Here is a 19747-nt window from a genome sequence, read left to right as displayed (position 1 = left end):
ATGGTATGGAAAAGAAAAAGATTGGTATTATCGGTGGAGGTATTTCAGGAGCATGTCTGGGCTATCACTTAAGCCTCTATGATAATGCAGAGGTTATCGTATTTGAAAAGGATACGATCGGCGGAGCTTCTACAGCGAAATCAGCAGGAACTGTATGTCTGTTTGACGATTCTCTGAGAAACAGATACTGGGACGTAAGACTTTATGGTTTTGAGTCTTATCTGAAAATGGAAGCAGAAGAAAAAGGATCTGCAGGATTCGACAAGACAGGAACACTGGTAGTAGCAACCAACGAGCAGGTAGAGGCTACGATCAAGACCGGTATCGCACTTGCAAAGGCTGCAGGGTACAATGGAGAGTATATTACTGATAAAGACCGTATTAAAGAAATCCTGCCGGACATTTCTACAGAAAACATCCTGGGAGCAGGCTATACACAGGACGATGGATATTTTGACGGAACGATGATCTCCAATACTTATGCAAAGAAAATGCAGAAGAATGGCGGAACCATTAAGACTGGTGTAAAAGTAACGGAAGTTTTGGTAGAGGACAACAAAATCAAAGGTCTTAAGACAGATGAAGGAGAGACCTATGAATTTGACTATGTTGTAGACTGTACCGGACCATGGAGCAAATTTACAGGCGATATGGTAGGGCTTGACGTGCCGATCTGGCATACAAAGGCAGAAGCTTTCTTCCTTTGCCCTCCTGGAAAGAAATTAAGCTACACATTCCCGGTACTGAAATATCCGGAATTTTATGCACTGAGAGCAGGCGACAACATCTTTATCTGCAAGTCTCACCTGTCCATGGATCTTAGCAATCCGATGCATGCCGGACAGTGGGATCCGGACAAGCTTCCTGCAACAGGCGGAACGGACGACTACTTCATCGACTTCCTGTTAGATCAGCTGGAAGCAAAGGTTCCGGGCATTGTAGACAGCGGACTTGTATCTTCCTGGCTTTCCTACAGAGCAGAGCCAAAGGACTTCCTTCCGATCCTGGGAGAAACTCCGGTAGAGGGCTACATCCTGGCTACAGGATACGGCGGAAATGGTGTCATTGAAGCTCCGGCAGCCAGCAGAGATCTTGCAAAACTGATCATGCGCGGAGAGTCAACACCATTACTGGAAGACTGGTCATTCAAGCGTTTAATGAAATAAGGAGAACGGAGAGAATAAATAGTATGAATATAGCAGTTCTGATAAAACAAGTTCCGGTTTCAAACGACGTATCTGTGGATCCTGTAACACATGCCCTGGTACGCGCAAGCTCAGAAGGAATGATCAATCCGTCTGACTTAAATGCCATTGAGGCGGCGCTTGTGCTGAAGGAGCAGACAGAAGGGAAGGTCGTGGTATTTACCATGGGACCTCCGGACGCAGAGAAGGCGCTGAGAGATGCAATGGCGCTTGGCTGTGATGAAAGCTGTCTGATCACTGACCGTGTATTCGGAGGTGCGGACACTATCGCGACAGCAAAGGTGCTGGCAGAAGGCATCAAGAAATATGGAGAATTTGATCTGATCATGGGAGGAGCGCTGTCAGCAGACGGCGCGACCGGTCAGGTAGGAGCAATGGTGGCAGAATATCTGGACATTCCGCATGTAACAGAGATTCAGTCTGTCTCCTATGATGCAGAGGAACCGGACAAAGTAACGATCATAAAGAAATTCCAGGGATTGGATCTTACCATTAAAGCGGCCCTTCCGGCTCTGGTAAGTGTAAACTTTGGGGCAAACGAGCCAAGGCTTGCAACCTTAAGGACAAAGAGAGCAGCTAAATCCAAACCGCTTGCGGCCTACACGAATGCAGAAATGGGCATGGATCCGGAAAAAGTGGGACTTCCAGGATCACCTACTATCGTAACAGACTCCTTCGAGCCTGAGAGCGACAGAAAGGCAGAATTCCTGACGGGAACACCGAAGGAGCTGGCTGAAAAGCTGAAAGAGTTAATTGAGACGGAGAAAGGAAAAGAGTAATGGCGAATGGAATTTGCGTATATGCAGAAAATTATAATGGAAAAATTGAGCCTGTCACAGCAGAACTGATCTCCGCAGCACATAAAATAAAAGAGACGACGAATGAACCGATCCAGGCGATCGTCGCAGGAAGTGAATGTGAAGCTCTTGTGGATCAGTTGACGCAGTCAGGCGTGGATGAAATATATGCAGTAAAGACCGACAGGGACTGTGCATTCCAGGACGATGCACTCAGCCAGGTGGTTGCAGAGATGCTGAAGAAGATAGATCCTTCCAGCGTATTGGTTCCGGCAACCCCTATGGGACGTTCCATTTTTTCACGGGTAGCGGTAAAGCTGAACTGTGGGCTGACGGCGGACTGTACAGAACTTCTGGTAGATAAAAGAGAGGACGGGTCTTACTATATCAAACAAAACAAACCTTCCTTTGGCGAAAATGTTTTTGTTACGATCGTGACAAAAGAAGGATATTATCCCCAGATGATGACGGTGAGACCCGGAGTCTACACTCCGTACGAAGGAGCGGGAGAGGCAGAAGTTACCTATTTTGAAGATATCAGCCTTCCTGAGTCAAAGATTGAAGTGACATCGGCTGTTCCGGCGGAAGCTGAGACAGATAGTATTCTGGCGGCCGAGGTTGTGGTTGTAGGCGGAAGAGGAGCCGAGGAACCGGAAAGCTTTGCGCTTTTGAAAGCATTTGCGGACAAGATCGGAGCAGCTATCGGCGGAACGAGACCGCTTGCGGATACCGGACAGATCCCGTTCCAGAATCAGATCGGACAGACAGGATTTACGATCCGTCCGAAGATCTGCATTTCGCTGGGAGTATCCGGAGCAATCCAGCATACAGAAGGAATCAAAGATACGAAACTTATGGTTGCCATCAATACAGATGAAAATGCCCCGATCTACAATATTGCGGATTATGGTATTGCAGCAGATTTAAATGAGGTCTTAAAGGCTTACTTAGAGTTATAGCCCTCCAATTTATATAATGCAAAAGCGAAGGATTGTTGTTATAATAGATATGGCAGCAATCCTTCCCCCGTTTTGGGTGAGAAAGCCGGAGAGCAGGGCAGAAAGCTCCTGCTTGATATAAAACATATATAAAAGAAAGGAAGCGTTAATAATGGAATTATTAGACATGATGAGATCACGCCGGAGTATCCGGAAATACACAGAGGAGGAGATCCCGGAAGAAAGCCTTACGAAGATCCTTCAGGCGGGGCTGCTTTCTGAATCAGGAAAAGCAAAACGTCCGTGGGAATTTATTGTCGTAAAGGACAAAGCTATGCTGGATGAATTAGCAGGATGCCGTGAAGGCGGAGTTGCTATGTTAAAAGAAGCGAAATGTGCCATTGTTGTGATCGGGGATGCCGAGGCGCAGGATGTATGGGTAGAGGACTGCTCCGTAGCTATGACAAACATGCATCTGATGGCGGACCACCTGGGTGTTGGAAGCTGCTGGCTGCAGGGAAGACTCAGAAATGCGGATGCAGACACCACAACAGAGGAGTATGTACGTGCAAGACTGGGATTCCCGGAGAAATATAAACTCCAGGCTATTCTGGTCCTTGGTATGCCGGCTGCAAAAGCAGATGCCTATGAGCTGGATAAACTGCCGATGGAGAAGGTACACTACGAGAAGTTCTAGGATGATAAAAAAGGCCCTGCCGGACGGTTGGAATCTGCCGTCAGACAGGGCCACATTTTTATTCTTTACAGGCGGTCGCCGCTTTTTCTCATATTTTTATACTCTGCTACAGAGCGGTCAAAGCCCTGAATATGAGTGTAAAACCAGTTTACGATATTTTCCTGGACTTTTTCTACGAAGGCATTGGAAGGACCTTCTTCCTCTTCAAGCATTTCGTCCAGCTCTTTGATGGTCTGGCGGAACGCCTCATGCTGCTCGTGATGTTTTGCGAATCCGGGATATTCGATTTCTCTTTGAAGCTGCTCCTCGGCGGAGAAATGGTAGTCGGTGTAGTCTGCAAGGTAGTCAAGAGTCTTTACGGCAACTGCTTTATCGTTACTCTGCTCACAGCTTTCCAACAGCTTGTTCATTCTTTCAATCAGTTCTTTGTGCTGGGAATCGATCATTTCATTTCCGGTCACCAGATTATCAGTAAATTCTGCGTACATAGTTCATATCTCCTTCCTTTTGTTCGACATTTTTTCTCATTATAGCATATACGTGTTTATTTTTATATAGGCTGTTTTAACAGCTTAGGAGCTTTCTTATCCTGTAGTACGTAGACCAGAGGATAGATCAGAAGCGCCATGGCAAATGCGGCAAATACGTCCGTTACAGAATGTTGTTTTAAAAATACGGTAGACAGAATGATCAGTGCCGCCAGACAATAAGCGCCGTAGCGGACTAGAGGGTGCTTCCTTAAGCGAGGGCTGTGCGCGATTGCCACAGAGGCTCCCAGCGAGTTAAATACGTGAAGGCTGGGAAGGACATTGGTCGGTGTATCCGTAGCATAGATAACCTGCACAAGCGATACAAAAATGTTGTCATGCTCAAATGTATGAGGACGCAGCTCCTGTCCGTTCGGAAAGAAGGTGCATATGATCAGAAAAAGTGTCATTCCTGTAATTGTAAATGCGGCCATTCTGTAAAAACTCTGTTTTTCGGTAAAGAAAAAATATAGTCCTGTTGTGGCAATAAATACAAACCACAAAAGATACGGTATGACAAAATACTCTATAAATGGAATATAGGAATCCAGAGGAGAGTGTACCATGGTGTACTGTACTCCGGTTCTCTTTTCCAGCCAGGTGAACCAGGGCATATAGATCAGAGCGTACAGAAATACCCATGCATGACTGTATTTTTTTAGTATTTTTCCGGCTGTCTTTCTAATATTCATTATGCATACTCCCTTTTGCAAATGTCTTAAATATATCATATTCCGGATTCTCAATGGATTATAACATGAAAAAAATAAATCAACAACCGTCTTCACTATTTGTTAATAATTTTCATAAGAAGTTTTTCATTTTCCAGCCGGACCATCATACGCTGCTGACGGAGAACGGGTTCGCCGTCTGTATGGACCGGAAGCTCTGCCGCACTCAGGAACTCTGCGCTATGGCAGGTGTAAGTGTGCACACCGTGAAAACGGGTGTGAAGTCCGAAGAAAGCTGTAGGCAGGAGTAACAGTACCTTTAGCTTGGAAAGGCCTGAAACGACGATGATATTGAGCTTGCCGTCACGGCAGTCCGCATGGGGGCAGAATTTGAAGCCGCCGCCCTCAAAGGGAAGATTCATAGCAGCGGCAAAGTATACGCCGTGAAAGGAAATCTTTTCCTGTCCGTCCAGGATCATCTGCATGTTCTGTGGACGCAGAAAGAATAAAAGCTGGAGTGCGACGCCTGCATAGGTCAGCTTTCCAAGGTGCAGTCTGTTGAGCAGGGGCTTCAGCCGGGAAACCATGACCTGGTGACAGACAGAAGCATCGAATCCAAACCCGGAGCTTACGATAAAACGCCGTGTCCTGCCGCCGTATCTGACGCAGCCAATATCGACCGGGCGGGCCGGTGCATTAAGAATGGAAAAAAGAGCTTTTTCCGGATCGGAAGGAAGCTCAAGTCCCCGGGCAAGATCGTTGCTGGATCCAAGCGGTATATAGCCGAGCTCTGTCTGTCCCAGGTAAACAATTCCATTGATAACTTCATTGACTGTCCCGTCGCCGCCGAGGACGATCAGTGTATGGCGGTCGCCGTCAGAGGTGATCTCTTCTGCGATCTTAGTAGCATGGGACTGATACCGGGTAAATACCGCCTGATAAGAGATGCGGCGCTGTTTCAGCAAAGGCTCCAGTTTCTTCCACATGTGTTCTCCAAGCCCGGATCTGGCAGCAGGATTGATAATAAAATGATACATGGCAGAGTTCCTTCTTTCTACAGCCTAAAAAAGCCCGTCCAGATATATTTTCAGAGAGCGGGCCATATTACCTTCAAAATCGGCTTTTCCGTCCTTCAGACACCATTCGAATACATTGCCGATCACGATCATGCGGATATCCGTGGTCACGTCCTCTAAAGGAAGAGGAAGACGAACCACTCCGGCATCAATCGCCTTTTGCAGATAATCGTGGACCGTGACGATCGGATAGGGGCGCTCCGTACGGATCAGAGGATTCAGGGACTGGTTTTTCGGCGTATAATAATTGGACACAAACTCCAGGCCTAATTCCTGGCAGTAGTGGACATAATTCAGATAAACACGGATGATCGCGGTCTTTGCCTCCTCCGGAGTTCCCGGCAGATCCAGATAGCTGGGATCGATGCGAGGCTGTTCTTCAATATAATAGGAAAGAAGATCGTCCTTGGTCTTGAAATGATGGTAAAAGCTGCCGTTGGATACGCCGGCCTCTTCGCATATGTTTTTGATAGAAAGGGCCTCGTAGCCCTGCTCTTTCAGGATCTGTTTGGCAGCCCGGAAAATCTTTGCTTTTGTTTCCCTTGATTTTAGCTGCTGTTTGGAAAGTTCCTGGATATTTGTTTCCATGAGCAATACTCCCTTTTGATTGTTTTTAAGTTGATTTCAGTATAGCATGAGGCCCCCTTTTTTTCAAGAAAACAGAGTGAACTCGGTATGCCCAAGACTGTTGCTAAGCAGGGGATTATTCGTTATAATTAGTTTCGGTGTAAAAATAGAAAGGATATGGAAGATGGATATAAATCAAAAGATCACAGAAGAGCTGGGGGTAAAAAGGTGGCAGGTGGATGCGGCCGTCCGTCTGATCGACGAGGGCAGCACCATTCCCTTTATCGCCAGATACCGGAAGGAGGCCACAGGAACGCTTAATGATGAGCAGCTCAGGACGCTTCACGAGAGGCTTACCTACCTGCGGGGACTGGAAGAAAAGAAGGAGCAGGTGCTGGGAAGTATCGAGGAGCAGGGAAAGCTGACAGAGGAGCTGAAGAATCAGATCCTGGCGGCCGAAACGATGGTGGTAGTGGAAGACCTGTACCGCCCCTACCGGCCAAAGCGAAGGACCAGAGCAGCGATTGCCAAGGAAAAAGGGCTGGAGCCGCTGGCCGTTCTGATCACATTACAGAAAACAGACCGTCCGCCAGAAGAACTGGCGGAGGAATATGTAGATGAGGAAAAGGGCGTGAAAAGCGCGGCAGAGGCGATTCAGGGCGCCCGGGACATCATTGCGGAGAACATTTCGGATGATGCGGATTACCGGAGCTATATCCGTTCTGTGACGATGAAAAAGGGACGGGTCATCTCCGCGGCAAAGGATCCGGAGGCAGAGTCCGTTTATGAGATGTATTATGATTTCGAGGAGCCGGCAGGAAAGCTTGCCGGGCACCGGGTGCTTGCGCTGAACCGTGGAGAGAAGGAAAAGTTTCTGACCGTAAAAGTGGAGGCGCCGGAAGAGGAAATCCTGCGGTATCTTTATAAGAAGATCCTGCGAAGCGACAATCCGTACACGACTCCGGTGCTGAAGGAGGCGGCGGATGACAGCTACAAGCGTCTGATCGCACCGGCCATTGAACGGGAGATCAGAAATGAACTGACAGAAAAAGCGGAAGACGGAGCAATCCAGGTGTTTAAAAAGAATTTGGAGCAGCTTCTGATGCAGCCTCCGATCGTAGGGCAGACTGTCCTTGGATGGGACCCGGCCTTTCGTACCGGGTGTAAGCTTGCGGTGGTCAATCCTACGGGAAAGGTCATCGGCACTACAGTCATCTATCCGACAGCGCCGACCACGCCGAAGAAGATCCAGGCTTCTAAGGATCTGCTGAAGAAAATTATTGAGAAATATCATGTTACACTGATCTCTCTGGGGAACGGGACAGCGTCCCGGGAATCCGAGCAGTTCATTGTGGAATTGTTAAAGGAGATCCCGCAGAAGGTGCAGTATGTGATCGTCAGCGAGGCGGGAGCGTCCGTATACTCCGCCAGCAAGCTGGCCAGCGAGGAGTTCCCTAAATTTGATGTGGGCCAAAGGAGCGCTGCTTCGATCGCAAGACGGCTGCAGGATCCTTTGGCAGAGTTGGTAAAGATCGATCCCAAAGCCATCGGCGTGGGGCAGTATCAGCATGATATGAATCAGAAAAAGCTGAATGAAGCACTGTCCGGTGTGGTGGAAGACTGTGTAAACCGTGTGGGTGTGGATCTGAATACGGCATCGGCGCCGCTTCTTTCCTACATTTCCGGAATTTCCGGCGCAATCGCAAAAAATATCGTGGCCTACCGGGAGGAAAACGGGAAGTTTACAGACCGAAAAGAGCTTTTAAAGGTGGCAAAGCTGGGACCGAAGGCCTTTGAACAGTGTGCAGGCTTCCTGCGGATCTCTGACGGGAAAAATCCGCTGGATGGGACCAGCGTGCATCCGGAATCCTATGAAGCGGCCGAGAAGCTTCTAAAGAAACAGGGCTTTACGCCGGAGGATATCCGGAAAGGCAATCTGAAAGGCCTGTCGCTTACGATCAGGGACTATCATAGGCTTTCGGAGGAACTGCAGACGGGAGAGATCACCCTGCGGGATATTGTAAAGGAGCTGGAAAAGCCGGGACGCGATCCAAGAGAAGAAATGCCGGGGCCGATCCTGCGGACAGATGTGCTGGATATGAAGGATCTGAAAGAAGGCATGGTGCTGAAGGGCACGGTCCGGAATGTCATAGATTTTGGGGTGTTTGTGGATATCGGAGTGCACCAGGACGGACTGGTCCATATTTCCGAGATCACCGACAAAAAGTATATCAAACATCCGCTGGAGGTCGTACATGTAGGGGATATCGTAGATGTAAAAGTGCTGAGTGTGGATCTTAAGAGAAAGAGGATTCAGCTGACCATGAAGGGGATTTCGTAGGAAAGTAGAACAGCAGAAGAGAAAGAGAGGTTTTTGATATGGGGAATAAGAATATGAAACTGCTGCAGACCGTTCTCGGCGTGCTGGGAGGAAATGCGATACTTGCATTTTCGGTTGCGGCTTTTATTGTCCCTCACGGGATTATTATGGGCGGGGCTACTGGTATCGGCCTTTTGCTGAGCAGAGTTATTTCCCTGCCGCTGTCCTCGCTGATCCTGGCGGTCAATGCGTTTCTCTTTGTATGGGGGACGCTGGTGCTGGGGAAGAGGTTTGCTCTGACAACGATAGTCAGTACCTTTGCTTATCCGGCATTTTTGTCTGTAGCACAGATGATACCCGGGATTACCGAGCTGACAGATAATATTATGCTGGCGACGCTCTACGGAGGAGTTCTCCTGGGAGCGGGAATCGGCCTGATCGTCAAGGTGGGATCCTCTACGGGAGGAACCGACATCCTGGCGCTGATCTTCCACAAATGGTTCCATATTCCAGTGGCGGTGCTGCTCTACGTGGTGGATTTTCTCGTGCTGGGAAGCCAGATCTTCGATTCCACATCGGAGCAGGTGCTCTACGGTATCATGACGCTGGTACTGGAAACGGTGTTCATGAACCGGGTAATGCTTCTTGGAAAATCTCAGATCCAGCTGTTTATCATCTCGGATAAATACGATGAGATCAAAGAGAGGGTATTAAAGGATATTGACGCCGGGGTTACGATGGTCCATATTGAGACCGGATACGGCGGACGCGAGCAGAAAGGAGTCCTGTGTGTCATACAGAACAGAAAGCTGTATTCGGTGCGGGAGATCGTGCAGAGTATCGATCCGAAGGCATTTATTACCATTACACAGATCAATGAAGTAAGCGGACGAGGGTTTACCATGGAACGGGTTTACAATGAAAAAGGCTAGGAATCTGTCCGTTTTACAGATATAATAAAAGGTAGGAGAAAGGAGTGGAATCGTGAAACGAGACGATGAAAAGTATCAGGCATATGTCCAGATATTAAAAGAAGAACTGGTTCCGGCAATGGGGTGTACGGAGCCGATCGCGCTGGCATATGCGGCGGCAAAAGCAAGAGAGGTGCTGGGAGCCGTGCCGGATGAAGTAAAGGTGGAGGCCAGCGGAAGTATTATTAAAAATGTAAAAAGCGTGATCGTGCCAAATACCAATCATTTGAAGGGAATCCCGGCGGCAGCCGCGGCGGGGATCATAGCCGGACAGGCAGATAAGGAGCTGGAGGTGATCGCGGAGGTTTCCGATGAACAGATCGCCCGGATGAAGGAGTTCCTGGAAAATACGAAGATCACGGTGGAGCACGTGGACAATGGGATTACCTTTGAGATCATCGTGACGCTGAAGAAGGGGGATTCTTATTCTCAGGTGCGGATTGCCAATTATCACACCAATATCGTGCACATCGAAAAGGACCATAAGGTACTGCTGGATATTCCGGTAGAGGGTGAGTCAGAGGAAGGCCTGACAGACAGAAGCCTTCTGGATATGAAGGCTATCTGGGACTTTATCAACACGGTAGAGGTGGATGATATCAGAGAGGTCATATCCCGTCAGATCGAATATAATACGGCGATCGCAGATGAAGGGTTACGGGGAGACTACGGCGCTAACATCGGAAGCGTGCTCCTGGATACTTATGGGGATCAGGATGTAAAAGTGCGGGCAAAGGCAAGGGCGGCAGCAGGCTCCGACGCCCGGATGAACGGCTGTGAGCTGCCGGTCATCATCAACGCGGGAAGCGGGAATCAGGGAATGACCTGTTCTTTGCCGGTGCTGGAATATGCAAAAGAACTGAAGGCAGATGAGGACAAGACTTACCGGGCGCTGGCTCTGTCCAACCTGGTTGCGATCCATCAGAAGACCGGTATCGGAAGACTTTCTGCATACTGCGGAGCTGTCAGTGCAGGAGCGGCAGCAGGTGCGGGTATTGCATACCTGTGCGGAGGCGGATATGAGGAAGTGATCCACACGGTGGTCAATGCGCTGGCTATTGTTTCCGGTATGGTCTGTGACGGTGCAAAGGCATCCTGTGCCGCCAAGATTGCCGAGTCTGTGGATGCAGGAATCCTGGGCTACAATATGTATCTGAGAGGACAGCAGTTCTATGCAGGGGACGGTATCGTCACCCGGGGCGTGGAAGCAACCATTCATAATATCGGACGACTTGGGAAAGATGGTATGAAAGTGACCAATGAAGAGATCATCAAGATGATGATTGAAGAATAAAAAGGAGGTTTTCATTATGGAAATCAGAGAAGGTTATATGCCATTCAAGGGGTACAAAACGTATTATCGTATTGTGGGAAAGAAGACCGGCAATAAAAAGCCGCTGGTGCTTCTGCATGGAGGACCGGGTTCTACGCACAATTATTTTGAGGTGCTGGATCGCCTGGCAGAAGAAGACGGACGTGAGCTTGTTATGTATGACCAGATTGGATGCGGGGAATCTTATGTGGAAAACCGTCCGGATCTGTGGACAGCAGAAACATGGATCGAGGAGCTGAAAGCCTTAAGAGAGCATCTGGGGCTTACAGAGATGCATCTTCTGGGACAGTCCTGGGGAGGTATGCTGCTTCTGGATTATGTGTGCAACCATAAGCCGGAAGGATTAAAGAGCCTGATCCTTTCCAGTACGCTGCCGGCATCCTGGATGTGGGGCATTGAGCAGCACAGGATGATCAAGTTCCTTCCGCAGGAAATGCAGGACGCCATCGATAAGGCAACCTCCAGCGGAGACTACAGCGATCCGGCCTATGTGGCAGCAGAAACAGAATACATGCTTCGCCACGCGGCAGGAGAAGTGACAGAGGACTCTCCGGAGTGCCTGCGCCGTCCGGTAAAGAAGGGCGGAGAGGCTTACGTGGTAGGCTGGGGTCCGAACGAGTTCACACCACAGGGAACTTTGAAAGACTATGACGTAACAGAGCAGTTAAAGGATATCAAGGAGCCGACTCTTGTGATCAACGGCGGAAATGATCTGTGTACGCCGTACATCGCTAAATATATGTATGACCGGATCCCGAATGCAGAGTGGGAACTGTTCCGGGAATGCAGGCATATGTGCTTCGTGGAAGACAATGACCACTATGTGGAACTGATGAAAGAATGGCTGAATAAGAATGACTAATATGTGAACGGGGACGTACACTTTTTGCAAAAGTGTACGTCCCCGTTCACAGTTTGATCACATTTATCCGGCCTCATATTCGTCTTCTTTCATCCGGTAGCCGACGCCGACTTCTGTAAAAATGTATTCCGGCTGAGCTGGATTAAGCTCCAGCTTTCGGCGGATGTTTGCCATGTTTACACGCAGGATCCGGTTGTTGCTGTCGGTATAAGGGCCCCAGATGTTGGACATGATAGCGGAATATGTCATGACCTTTCCGGAGTTTCTGGCCAGAAAAGCAACGATTTTATATTCTACGGGAGTCAGATGGACAGGCTTTCCGTGCAGAGAGATCATTCTTTTTTCAAAGTCAATGATAAGCCCATGACACTGATAAGGATGAATGTACAGAGGACCGCTGGACTCCATGCGGTTGCTGTGGCGCAGGGAAGCGCGGATCCTGGCCAGGAGCTCCGGTGTGCCAAAGGGCTTTGTGATGTAGTCATCTGCCCCCAGATCAAGGGCTGTTACCTTGTCCCGCTCGCTGCTGCGGGCTGAGACAACGATAATAGGGCAGCTGGTCCACTGACGGACTGACGAAATGATTTCATTTCCGTCAATATCCGGCAGTCCCAGGTCCAGAAGAACTACATCCGGGCACTGGGATGTAATGAGAGCAAGTCCGGCATTGCCGGAAGCTGCAGTAAAGACCTTATAATTATTGGCCTTCAGGGCTTTTGTCATGAAGTCCAGAATATTTTTCTCATCTTCGATGATCAGTACAGAATAACTAGGGGTTATCATATGTTGTCCTCCTTGGGAAGTGTAAAATAAAATTCGGCGCCGGAGTCATGATTCTTTGCGGCAAGAATACCTCCATGGGCCTGCACGATCGTATTGCAGATGGAAAGGCCTATCCCCATGCCGCGGTGGGCGTCTGATGCGGGGGGCTTTTCATAATGTCCGCTTAAAAGCTCCGGCAGAATATCTACATCGATTCCCTTGCCATGGTCGATGACATGAAAGGTTATCGTGTCCTTTTCTTCAGTGATCACAAGCTCTACAGGTGCATTGCTTCCGGAATGTACCAGTGCGTTTTCCAGAAGATTGATCAGAACCTGCTCGATCAGCAAAGGATCCATGGGAAGCATCAGCATCTGCTCCGGGGCGGAAACTTTCAGATCAGCACCTGGTATCCTCTTTTTCAGCCGGGTAATAGCTTCTGATACAACTTCTTCTACAATAATTTCCGGTTCTTTCGTAACCTTGCCGCCGTCATTCTGGATACGGGTGACAGACAGAAGGTTTTCAACCATATTTAAAAGCCAGTGTGAATCCTCGTTGATCGTGGAAATCAGATCTGTGCACTCCTGCTGAGTCAGCGACTCCTGGTTTTCCAGATAAGATGCGGAGGCGCCGATAATACTGGTAAGAGGGGTGCGAAGATCATGGGAGACAGCCCGGAGAAGGTTGGCGCGGATTCGCTCCTTTTCCGTTTCGTTTATCCTGCGCTCCCGTTCAGCTATCATTTTTTCCTGCTTTTTCATCCGGATTGTCGTAGCGCTGGTCAGTACGGCGATGGCCAGCATGAAGATAAAAGTAATCGGGTATCCATCCAATGTGAAATTTACGGCAAAAAACGGATATGTAAAAAAACAGTTGATGGATACCACGCTGAAAACAGCGGAAAAAATTCCGCATGCATAGCTGGCTGTGTGCCTGGAAATCATCAGCAGAGCCAGAATATAAACCAGAGCAATATTGGCGGTATTATTTTTGCTGACGTAAAAGATTACAAATCCAAGAGCCGTTGCGGCAATTAGCAGTGTCAGCGTATATATGCTGTTGTTTATGATTTTTTTTAAAGTTGTGCTTTTCATACAGACATTATAGCATCAAATCTATAAAGAAGGAAGAAAAAACCACACTTGCAGATGGGAATAAAAGGGAAAAATGAAGCATATATTCCCAGTAACAGCAAAATCCGGAGACGATAGGATGAAAGCAGGAAGGATCACATGGGTGCTGCTCATGGCAGTTACTGTCTCGGGAGCTGCAGGTTATCTGGCAGAATATTCCACGGTGTCTTCGAATGTGAACGGCAGAGAGCTTCCGATATGTTCTGTGGAGACAGAGGATGCGAAGGTAGCGCTGACCTTTGATGTGGCCTGGGAGAACGGAGATCTTCCGGAGATACTCGGTGTGCTGGAGGAAGAGGGGGTGAAAGTCTCCTTTTTTGTGACTGGAGAGTGGGCGGAACAAAATCCGGAGCTGCTAAAGAAGATCCGCGACTTGGGCCATGATCTGGGAAACCACAGCCAGGATCACAAAAGCATGACACAGCTGACATATGAGGAGAAGAGAGAAGAAATTTCGGAAGCGCATGAACGGGTAAAAGAAATAGCCGGTGTGGAAATGAACCTTTTCCGGACGCCGTATGGGAATTATGATGATGAAGTGATCCTGACAGCAGAAGAACAGGGGTATTATACGATTGAATGGAATATTGACACGATGGACTGGAAGGACTATGGGAAAAAGAATATCTTAAATACGGTGATGGGAAATGAGGAATTGGGAAACGGAGCGATCATCCGGGCCCATGCGGGGACAAAATATATGGCGGAGGCTCTGAAGCCGCTGATACAGAGGCTGAAAGAGGCTGGATACGAACTGGTGCCAGTATCCAAGCTGATTTATCGGACGGATTATCACATGGATGTCAGAGGGCGCCAGATCAAAGATGAGAAAAATAATTAGATGCGGTCAGGGAGGAATGTGGTATAATGATCGCACGAGGTGCGATCCGGGCCAGCCGGCCCGCCCCGCTTCGCAGGGATTATACCGGCAATCCACGGCTTGGGAAGTAAATGCCGCTTGTGCGTCGCTTCCTTCCCAGCGCGCGTGGTATAATGATCGCATGTAACACAATAGGGAGTGGTGAAAATTGGAAAATAAGGTGTCTGTGATCAGTATCATCCTGAAAGATGAAGAGGCGGCAGGAGCTGTGAATGATCTCCTGCATGAGTTTCGTGAATATATCGTGGGGCGCATGGGAATCCCCTACCGGAGCAGGGGTGTTTCGATCATCAGTATCGTGATTGACGCGCCGCAGGATGCGACCAGCTCCCTGTCAGGGAAGCTGGGAATGATCCGTGGCGTCACTGCGAAGACACTGACGGCAAAGATTTAGAGCAGATGTCAGAAGCTTAAACCCGGCGGATACCGCTTTGCAGTTCTTCTGCCCATTTCTGGAGATTATAGGTTCTTCCGCCGAACAGCTTTAAGATCACGCCTGTAGGGTGGTCATAATTGGCAAAGGCATTAGCTTCGTCAGTATCTACGTGCATGGCCAATGCAAAATTCGGATCTACGCGGACAATGACATCGGCAAAGATCAGGGATCTTTCATAGCTTTCCATGATAACAAAGACTTCATCCTTGTCTTTCACGCGCATTTGAAGCGCCTGGAAAGGCGTCATATGGATATGGCGCTTGGCAACGATGACGCCGTGGTCTATATCAATGGAGCCAAGAGGGCCGGTCAGTGTGCAGCCGGGGGTATCCGCGGTATCTCCGGACTGACGGATCACTGCGGGGACACCGAGCTTCCGTGTATCGGTCATGGAAATTTCAAGCTGTGTCTCGGAACGGAATGGGCCGAGGATAGCTACATTTTCAAAAGTGCCTTTCGGACCCGTGACGGTCAGTCGCTCTTCGGCAACATACTGGCCCGGCTGGCTGAGATTTGCTTTGAAAGTCAGTTCCTTCCCTTTCCCGAACAGGGCTTCAAAGTCCTGACGGCAGAGATGGATATGTCTGGCGCTGGTTTCGATGGGGATAGAATAGCTCATGACGGATGCTCCTTTCAAGTTCTGAATAGACTTATTTTAGCAGACGAAAGCGCCGGTTTCAATCAGGAATCATGAAACTTCCGGTTGTTTTGCTTTATTTTTGCGGCTATATGCATTATAATAGCAGAGAGATGAGCAAAACGTATTGACTTAAATTTGGGGTTTGGCTGTCAGTACAAGAAAAAGGAAAGAAAAATATTTTTATGCATAGTAAAGCTGACGTAAGTCCAAAACCTACGCAAATCATACAAGATGAAGTTAAAAAACTCATGCAATGCGCTTCACCGTTTTTATCTTGCGGTATGACTGGCCGGAACGGGTAGTGATGACAGCTACCGCAACAGCCAATAAACTGATATGGGCAAATGTATTTAGGTTAGCAACGGAAGTTTGATTCCTCACCCACATCCGTTCCTGTCCCGTGCTTTTGAACCGGGAATTATAACGCTCACATTCTGTACGGAGAGAATAGTTCCTTTTAAAATAGCTGCTCTCTCTGTCGATGGAAAGCCGCAGATCATCAGGAAGAGTCATGTACTTTGTACAGCCGCGATGCTTTTTTCCGTTATAAAAGTTTTTGTGATGGCAAGGGCAGTCTGCGTGCTTAGAAGATTTTAAAGGACAGCAGAATTTCTGCCGTGTACGGCCGTTATCTGAGAATGTTCCATCTTTCCACATGGCAAGTCCGGCTTCACAGATTGGATTTCCTTGCGGAAGGAGTTTTGGGTTTTTCGTATTGCGCTTGTTCAGAGGGATGATACATTCGCCCTGATAAAAAGAATGCACTTGATGATAGATATTTTTTACATCATAGCCCTTGTCTGCAAGAAAAGTACACTCTGTCACGGGAAGAAAAGAATGGGTACTGGCAAGGATATCCAGAGCAACAGAGGAATCATGGATATCAGCGGTTGTTGTGAGCTCATAAAGGGGAAGCCCGGAAATACAGTCTACAAGCACATGGTTTTTGTAGCCCCAGTAGAACGCATAATTCTTTTCATTCAGCTTGTTTGAGGCGGTATGGACGCCAAGCTTGCAGTCCCGGTCAGCTTTGGGCTGCTTGTCAGGCTTGAACTTATCCGGGAGAAATGACTTCTGGTTGTTTTGGGAAGTATTAGCGGCGACCGGAGTAGAATCCAGCCCGATAAAAGAAGTGTCTACAATCCCCTGGCTGGCAAGAAGGAGTACCTGTGATTCCATGATACTAGAAAGAACCGAATGATCAAAGTTTTTCAGGAAGCGGTCAAATGTCCAGTAAGAAGGAAGCGGTGCCGTAATATCAAAGCCGCAGTAGTGGGCAATAAGAAGGTTGTTATTAAGGTAGTCGACCAGATCGGTAATCATGGAAAACCCTTCGCATTTCATCACGATGAAAGCACAGATCATGGAATGAGAGGAAAAGCCCCTGCGACCAGTATGCGGATACTCCGGGACAAAGGACAGATCGAGACTAAGGAAAAGGGAGTCATAAAATCTGGCGGCAGGCTGGGAAGTAAAAAGGCGGATATCTTGGATGATTTCTTGACGATAGATAACAATCAGCTCCTTTCAGGTAGATTGATGTTGACAACTTAATTATACCATCCGGAGCTGATTGTTTCTATAAATCCATAGTGATAAAGAGGTTTGCCATGCCTCGCAACCCCGCATAAATACTGAAGATGTGGAGTTTTGCTCATGGCTATAATAGCAGAAAAAGGAGGTGCCGCAATGCGAGATATATGGGAAGGGATCAAAGAATTCTTCTGCAGGGACTGGACAATATCGGAAAAGATTTTGGTGATCGTCTGCTGTATTCTTCTGGGAATGTTGAAAGGCTTTTTCTGGGCTCCTGTCAAGAAAGGCATCAGTATTGGAAATAATAACGGGAATACACATAATCACTACGATGAAGAATACTGGCTGGATGATGAGGAATAGAAAAGCAGGGCTGCGATATAGAAAGCAATATATAGATATCAGGTAAAACGAAGGCGTTTTCATACACAAGGGATGAGAACGCCCATTTTTAATTGTAAAAAGGAGGCATGGAAAGAATGAAAAGCTATACGAGAGACGATATTTTTGAGATGGTAGAAGAAGAGGATGTAGGATTTATCCGGCTTCAGTTTACTGATATTTTCGGCACATTTAAGAATGTGGCAGTGACAGCAAGCCAGCTTAAGCGTGCGTTGGACAACCAGTGTATGTTTGACGGCTCTTCGATCGAAGGATTTGCCCGGGTGGAGGATTCGGACATGTATCTGTATCCGGATCTGAATACGTTTGCAACGTTTCCGTGGAGACCGCAGCAGGGAAAAGTGGCCCGCCTGATCTGTGACGTTCACAAGGCTGACGGCACGGTATTGGAAAGTGATCCAAGACATGTACTTAAGCGGGTCCTGCAGGAAGCAAAAGAGATGGGATACACCTTTGACGTAGGGCCGGAGTGCGAATTTTTCCTGTTCCATGCAGACGAGGACGGGACGCCTACAACCCTGACCCATGAGTGCGCCACTTATTTTGATATGGGGCCGGTAGATCTGGGGGAAAATGCGAGACGCGACATGGTGCTGACGCTGGAGGATATGGGATTTGTGATAGAATCCTCCCATCATGAAAAGGCGGCTGCACAGCATGAGATTGATTTTCATTATGACGAGGCGCTGACAGCGGCAGATAATATGGTAACGGCGAAGATGGTAGTCAAGACCATTGCAAAACGGCATGGTCTCCACGCTACATTTATGCCAAAGCCCAAATATGGGGTGAATGGATCGGGGATGCATCTGAACCTGTCCTTAAGCCGTAACGGTGTCAATGTGTTTTCAGATCCGGAGGATGAAAAGGGGCTTAGCCGGGAAGCATACTGGTTCATCGGAGGGATCATGGAGCATATTAAGGCGATCACCTTTATTACCAATCCTATAGTGAATTCCTATAAACGTCTGGTGCCGGGCTATGAAGCTCCGGTGTATATTGCGTGGTCTGCCAAGAACCGTACGCCGCTGATCCGTATTCCGGCCAGCAGTCCGCAGTCGACAAGGATTGAGCTTAGAAGTCCCGACCCGTCTGCAAATCCTTATCTGGCGCTGGCAGTGTGCCTGGCGGCGGGGCTTAATGGAATCAGGAATCAGACGATGCCGCCGGGAAGCATTGACTGCAATATCTTTGAGATGGGCGAGGAGGGCAGAAGAAAGGCAGGGATCGAGAGACTGCCGGGAAGCCTTTTGGAGGCGGCCAGAGAATTTTATAAGGACCCCTTTATCATGAGTGTACTGGGTGAAGAGTTGTCAAGAAAATATATCCGGGCAAAAACGAAAGAATATGCGGAATACAGAGAACAGGTCACGGAGTGGGAATTAGAAAAATATCTCCACGTAATCTAGTGCGGGAGGTGGCAGATTGATAGGTATTATCGTTGTTTTTCCAAGCAGAGAAAATGCTGCAAACATCCGCAATCTGCTGGTGAGATATGGAATGACAGTGTCCGGTGTGTGCACGACCGGGGCACAGGCAATGAACCATGCGGATGCACTGGATGAAGGAATCGTGGTCTGCGGATACAAGCTGAAGGATATGATGTATACGGAACTTCGGGAATACCTTCCCGAGAATTTTGAGATGCTTCTGGTGGCGTCCAGGGATAAGTGGAGCGACGGCGAAGTCTGCGGCGTGATGGGACTTCCGATGCCCATCAAGGTGCAGGATCTGATCGGCACTCTGGAAATGATGCTTACAGATATGGAGCGGAGGCGTAAGAAACGGAAGCAGGAAAAGAAGAAGAGAAGTCCGAAGGATCAGGAGCTGATCAGACATGCCAAAGAGCTTTTGATGGAACGGAATCACATGTCCGAAGAAGAGGCCCACAGGTATCTGCAGAAGAGCAGCATGGAGAGCGGGACCAATATCGTTGAGACCGCAGAGATGGTGTTGAGTATGATGTCAAAGTAAAAGGATAAAGGAGTTAT

At 48.3% G+C, this 19747-nt stretch carries 21 protein-coding genes; 13 read left to right on the top strand and 8 right to left on the bottom strand.

Features of this window, described 5'->3' with window-relative positions:
• The first annotated feature begins 5 nt into the window (after positions 1-5).
• From BKD12_RS03225 to BKD12_RS03210, 4 genes are all read left to right on the top strand, one after another.
• Positions 6-1166, top strand: a complete 1161-nt coding sequence (locus BKD12_RS03225; RefSeq protein ID WP_070087894.1) for an NAD(P)/FAD-dependent oxidoreductase — start codon at positions 6-8, stop codon at positions 1164-1166.
• Positions 1167-1189: 23 nt separating this feature from the next.
• Positions 1190-1984 (top strand): electron transfer flavoprotein subunit beta/FixA family protein, encoded by a 795-nt coding sequence (locus tag BKD12_RS03220; protein WP_070087893.1) that lies wholly within the window; start codon positions 1190-1192, stop codon positions 1982-1984.
• The gene (locus BKD12_RS03215) at positions 1984-2961 is read left to right on the top strand and encodes an electron transfer flavoprotein subunit alpha/FixB family protein (RefSeq protein WP_070087892.1); all 978 of its coding nucleotides are present in this window, start codon (positions 1984-1986) and stop codon (positions 2959-2961) included. Before BKD12_RS03220 ends, BKD12_RS03215 begins: the two co-directional genes overlap by 1 nt.
• 151 nt (positions 2962-3112) lie before the next feature.
• Positions 3113-3637, top strand: a complete 525-nt coding sequence (locus tag BKD12_RS03210) for a nitroreductase family protein (protein ID WP_070087891.1) — start codon at positions 3113-3115, stop codon at positions 3635-3637.
• Between the two features lie 65 nt (positions 3638-3702).
• On the opposite strand, the gene BKD12_RS03205 is transcribed toward BKD12_RS03210, so the two are convergent.
• The 4 genes from BKD12_RS03205 to BKD12_RS03190 all read right to left on the bottom strand — a co-directional run bounded on the left by BKD12_RS03205 (position 3703) and on the right by BKD12_RS03190 (position 6499).
• Positions 3703-4125, bottom strand: coding sequence for a bacteriohemerythrin (locus BKD12_RS03205; protein ID WP_070087890.1), 423 nt, complete (start codon positions 4123-4125; stop codon positions 3703-3705).
• Between the two features lie 62 nt (positions 4126-4187).
• Positions 4188-4856: a phosphatase PAP2 family protein gene (locus BKD12_RS03200; RefSeq protein ID WP_070087889.1), complete on the bottom strand. Its 669-nt coding sequence runs from the start codon at positions 4854-4856 to the stop codon at positions 4188-4190.
• A 95-nt stretch (positions 4857-4951) separates the two neighbouring features.
• Entirely contained in the window at positions 4952-5872 is a 921-nt protein-coding gene (locus tag BKD12_RS03195) for a diacylglycerol/lipid kinase family protein (protein ID WP_070087888.1), read from the bottom strand.
• Positions 5873-5896: 24 nt separating this feature from the next.
• Entirely contained in the window at positions 5897-6499 is a 603-nt protein-coding gene (locus tag BKD12_RS03190; protein ID WP_070087887.1) for a TetR/AcrR family transcriptional regulator, read from the bottom strand.
• Positions 6500-6662: 163 nt separating this feature from the next.
• On the opposite strand from BKD12_RS03190, the gene BKD12_RS03185 reads away from it, so the two are divergent.
• From BKD12_RS03185 to pepI, 4 genes are read left to right on the top strand one after another with little or no spacing between them, the layout of a single operon-like run.
• The gene (locus tag BKD12_RS03185) at positions 6663-8819 is read left to right on the top strand and encodes a Tex family protein (protein WP_070087886.1); all 2157 of its coding nucleotides are present in this window, start codon (positions 6663-6665) and stop codon (positions 8817-8819) included.
• Positions 8820-8872: 53 nt separating this feature from the next.
• Entirely contained in the window at positions 8873-9730 is an 858-nt protein-coding gene (locus BKD12_RS03180; protein ID WP_242872691.1) for a YitT family protein, read from the top strand.
• Positions 9731-9782: 52 nt separating this feature from the next.
• A complete protein-coding gene (locus BKD12_RS03175; RefSeq protein WP_070087884.1) occupies positions 9783-11063 on the top strand; it encodes an L-cysteine desulfidase family protein in 1281 nt (426 codons plus the stop codon).
• Between the two features lie 13 nt (positions 11064-11076).
• Positions 11077-11964, top strand: coding sequence for a proline iminopeptidase (pepI, locus tag BKD12_RS03170; RefSeq protein WP_334293015.1), 888 nt, complete (start codon positions 11077-11079; stop codon positions 11962-11964).
• 63 nt (positions 11965-12027) lie between these two features.
• On the opposite strand, the gene BKD12_RS03165 is transcribed toward pepI, so the two are convergent.
• Together BKD12_RS03165 and BKD12_RS03160 are read right to left on the bottom strand one after the other, a co-directional pair.
• Positions 12028-12747, bottom strand: a complete 720-nt coding sequence (locus BKD12_RS03165; RefSeq protein ID WP_070087882.1) for a response regulator — start codon at positions 12745-12747, stop codon at positions 12028-12030.
• A complete protein-coding gene (locus tag BKD12_RS03160) occupies positions 12744-13823 on the bottom strand; it encodes a sensor histidine kinase (RefSeq protein ID WP_070087881.1) in 1080 nt (359 codons plus the stop codon). The genes BKD12_RS03165 and BKD12_RS03160 overlap by 4 nt, the downstream gene beginning before the upstream one ends.
• A gap of 118 nt (positions 13824-13941) precedes the next feature.
• Here BKD12_RS03160 and BKD12_RS03155 point away from each other — a divergent pair, with 118 nt between their 5' ends.
• Both BKD12_RS03155 and BKD12_RS03150 read left to right on the top strand, forming a co-directional pair.
• The gene (locus tag BKD12_RS03155; RefSeq protein ID WP_070087880.1) at positions 13942-14703 is read left to right on the top strand and encodes a polysaccharide deacetylase family protein; all 762 of its coding nucleotides are present in this window, start codon (positions 13942-13944) and stop codon (positions 14701-14703) included.
• Between the two features lie 187 nt (positions 14704-14890).
• Positions 14891-15136, top strand: a complete 246-nt coding sequence (locus BKD12_RS03150; protein ID WP_070087879.1) for a TM1266 family iron-only hydrogenase system putative regulator — start codon at positions 14891-14893, stop codon at positions 15134-15136.
• Positions 15137-15152: 16 nt separating this feature from the next.
• On the opposite strand, the gene BKD12_RS03145 is transcribed toward BKD12_RS03150, so the two are convergent.
• Together BKD12_RS03145 and BKD12_RS03140 are read right to left on the bottom strand one after the other, a co-directional pair.
• Positions 15153-15797, bottom strand: coding sequence for a phosphate propanoyltransferase (locus tag BKD12_RS03145; protein ID WP_070087878.1), 645 nt, complete (start codon positions 15795-15797; stop codon positions 15153-15155).
• Between the two features lie 267 nt (positions 15798-16064).
• Positions 16065-17162 carry a transposase gene (locus BKD12_RS03140; RefSeq protein ID WP_334293014.1) on the bottom strand — a complete coding sequence of 366 codons (1098 nt, stop codon included), beginning with the start codon at positions 17160-17162 and terminating at the stop codon, positions 16065-16067.
• Between the two features lie 345 nt (positions 17163-17507).
• On the opposite strand from BKD12_RS03140, the gene BKD12_RS03135 reads away from it, so the two are divergent.
• The 3 genes from BKD12_RS03135 to BKD12_RS03125 all read left to right on the top strand — a co-directional run bounded on the left by BKD12_RS03135 (position 17508) and on the right by BKD12_RS03125 (position 19730).
• Positions 17508-17717 carry a hypothetical protein gene (locus BKD12_RS03135; protein ID WP_070087876.1) on the top strand — a complete coding sequence of 70 codons (210 nt, stop codon included), beginning with the start codon at positions 17508-17510 and terminating at the stop codon, positions 17715-17717.
• 116 nt (positions 17718-17833) lie between these two features.
• Complete coding sequence (gene glnA / locus BKD12_RS03130; RefSeq protein ID WP_070087875.1) at positions 17834-19165, top strand: type I glutamate--ammonia ligase; 1332 nt, start codon at positions 17834-17836, stop codon at positions 19163-19165.
• Between the two features lie 16 nt (positions 19166-19181).
• Positions 19182-19730 (top strand): ANTAR domain-containing response regulator, encoded by a 549-nt coding sequence (locus tag BKD12_RS03125; protein WP_070087874.1) that lies wholly within the window; start codon positions 19182-19184, stop codon positions 19728-19730.
• Positions 19731-19747 lie beyond the last annotated feature (17 nt).

The organism is Merdimonas faecis, from assembly GCF_001754075.1.
GTDB lineage: Bacteria > Bacillota > Clostridia > Lachnospirales > Lachnospiraceae > Merdimonas > Merdimonas faecis.
Note: the sequence above shows the minus strand (reverse complement) of the source record. Positions and strands in the feature narration are given on the sequence as shown.

Excerpts from the sequence above, each read along its gene's own strand:
- BKD12_RS03220 (WP_070087893.1), top strand. The coding sequence starts at position 1,190 with ATGAATATAGCAGTTCTGATAAAACAAGTTCCGGTTTCAAACGACGTA.
- glnA (WP_070087875.1), top strand. The coding sequence starts at position 17,834 with ATGAAAAGCTATACGAGAGACGATATTTTTGAGATGGTAGAAGAAGAG.
- BKD12_RS03135 (WP_070087876.1), top strand. The coding sequence starts at position 17,508 with ATGCGAGATATATGGGAAGGGATCAAAGAATTCTTCTGCAGGGACTGG.
- BKD12_RS03185 (WP_070087886.1), top strand. The coding sequence starts at position 6,663 with ATGGATATAAATCAAAAGATCACAGAAGAGCTGGGGGTAAAAAGGTGG.
- BKD12_RS03195 (WP_070087888.1), bottom strand. The coding sequence starts at position 5,872 with ATGTATCATTTTATTATCAATCCTGCTGCCAGATCCGGGCTTGGAGAA.
- BKD12_RS03140 (WP_334293014.1), bottom strand. The coding sequence starts at position 17,162 with ATGAAATGCGAAGGGTTTTCCATGATTACCGATCTGGTCGACTACCTT.
- BKD12_RS03215 (WP_070087892.1), top strand. The coding sequence starts at position 1,984 with ATGGCGAATGGAATTTGCGTATATGCAGAAAATTATAATGGAAAAATT.
- BKD12_RS03180 (WP_242872691.1), top strand. The coding sequence starts at position 8,873 with ATGAAACTGCTGCAGACCGTTCTCGGCGTGCTGGGAGGAAATGCGATA.
- BKD12_RS03165 (WP_070087882.1), bottom strand. The coding sequence starts at position 12,747 with ATGATAACCCCTAGTTATTCTGTACTGATCATCGAAGATGAGAAAAAT.
- BKD12_RS03200 (WP_070087889.1), bottom strand. The coding sequence starts at position 4,856 with ATGAATATTAGAAAGACAGCCGGAAAAATACTAAAAAAATACAGTCAT.
- BKD12_RS03190 (WP_070087887.1), bottom strand. The coding sequence starts at position 6,499 with ATGGAAACAAATATCCAGGAACTTTCCAAACAGCAGCTAAAATCAAGG.
- BKD12_RS03160 (WP_070087881.1), bottom strand. The coding sequence starts at position 13,823 with ATGAAAAGCACAACTTTAAAAAAAATCATAAACAACAGCATATATACG.
- BKD12_RS03155 (WP_070087880.1), top strand. The coding sequence starts at position 13,942 with ATGAAAGCAGGAAGGATCACATGGGTGCTGCTCATGGCAGTTACTGTC.
- BKD12_RS03210 (WP_070087891.1), top strand. The coding sequence starts at position 3,113 with ATGGAATTATTAGACATGATGAGATCACGCCGGAGTATCCGGAAATAC.
- BKD12_RS03145 (WP_070087878.1), bottom strand. The coding sequence starts at position 15,797 with ATGAGCTATTCTATCCCCATCGAAACCAGCGCCAGACATATCCATCTC.
- BKD12_RS03225 (WP_070087894.1), top strand. The coding sequence starts at position 6 with ATGGAAAAGAAAAAGATTGGTATTATCGGTGGAGGTATTTCAGGAGCA.
- BKD12_RS03205 (WP_070087890.1), bottom strand. The coding sequence starts at position 4,125 with ATGTACGCAGAATTTACTGATAATCTGGTGACCGGAAATGAAATGATC.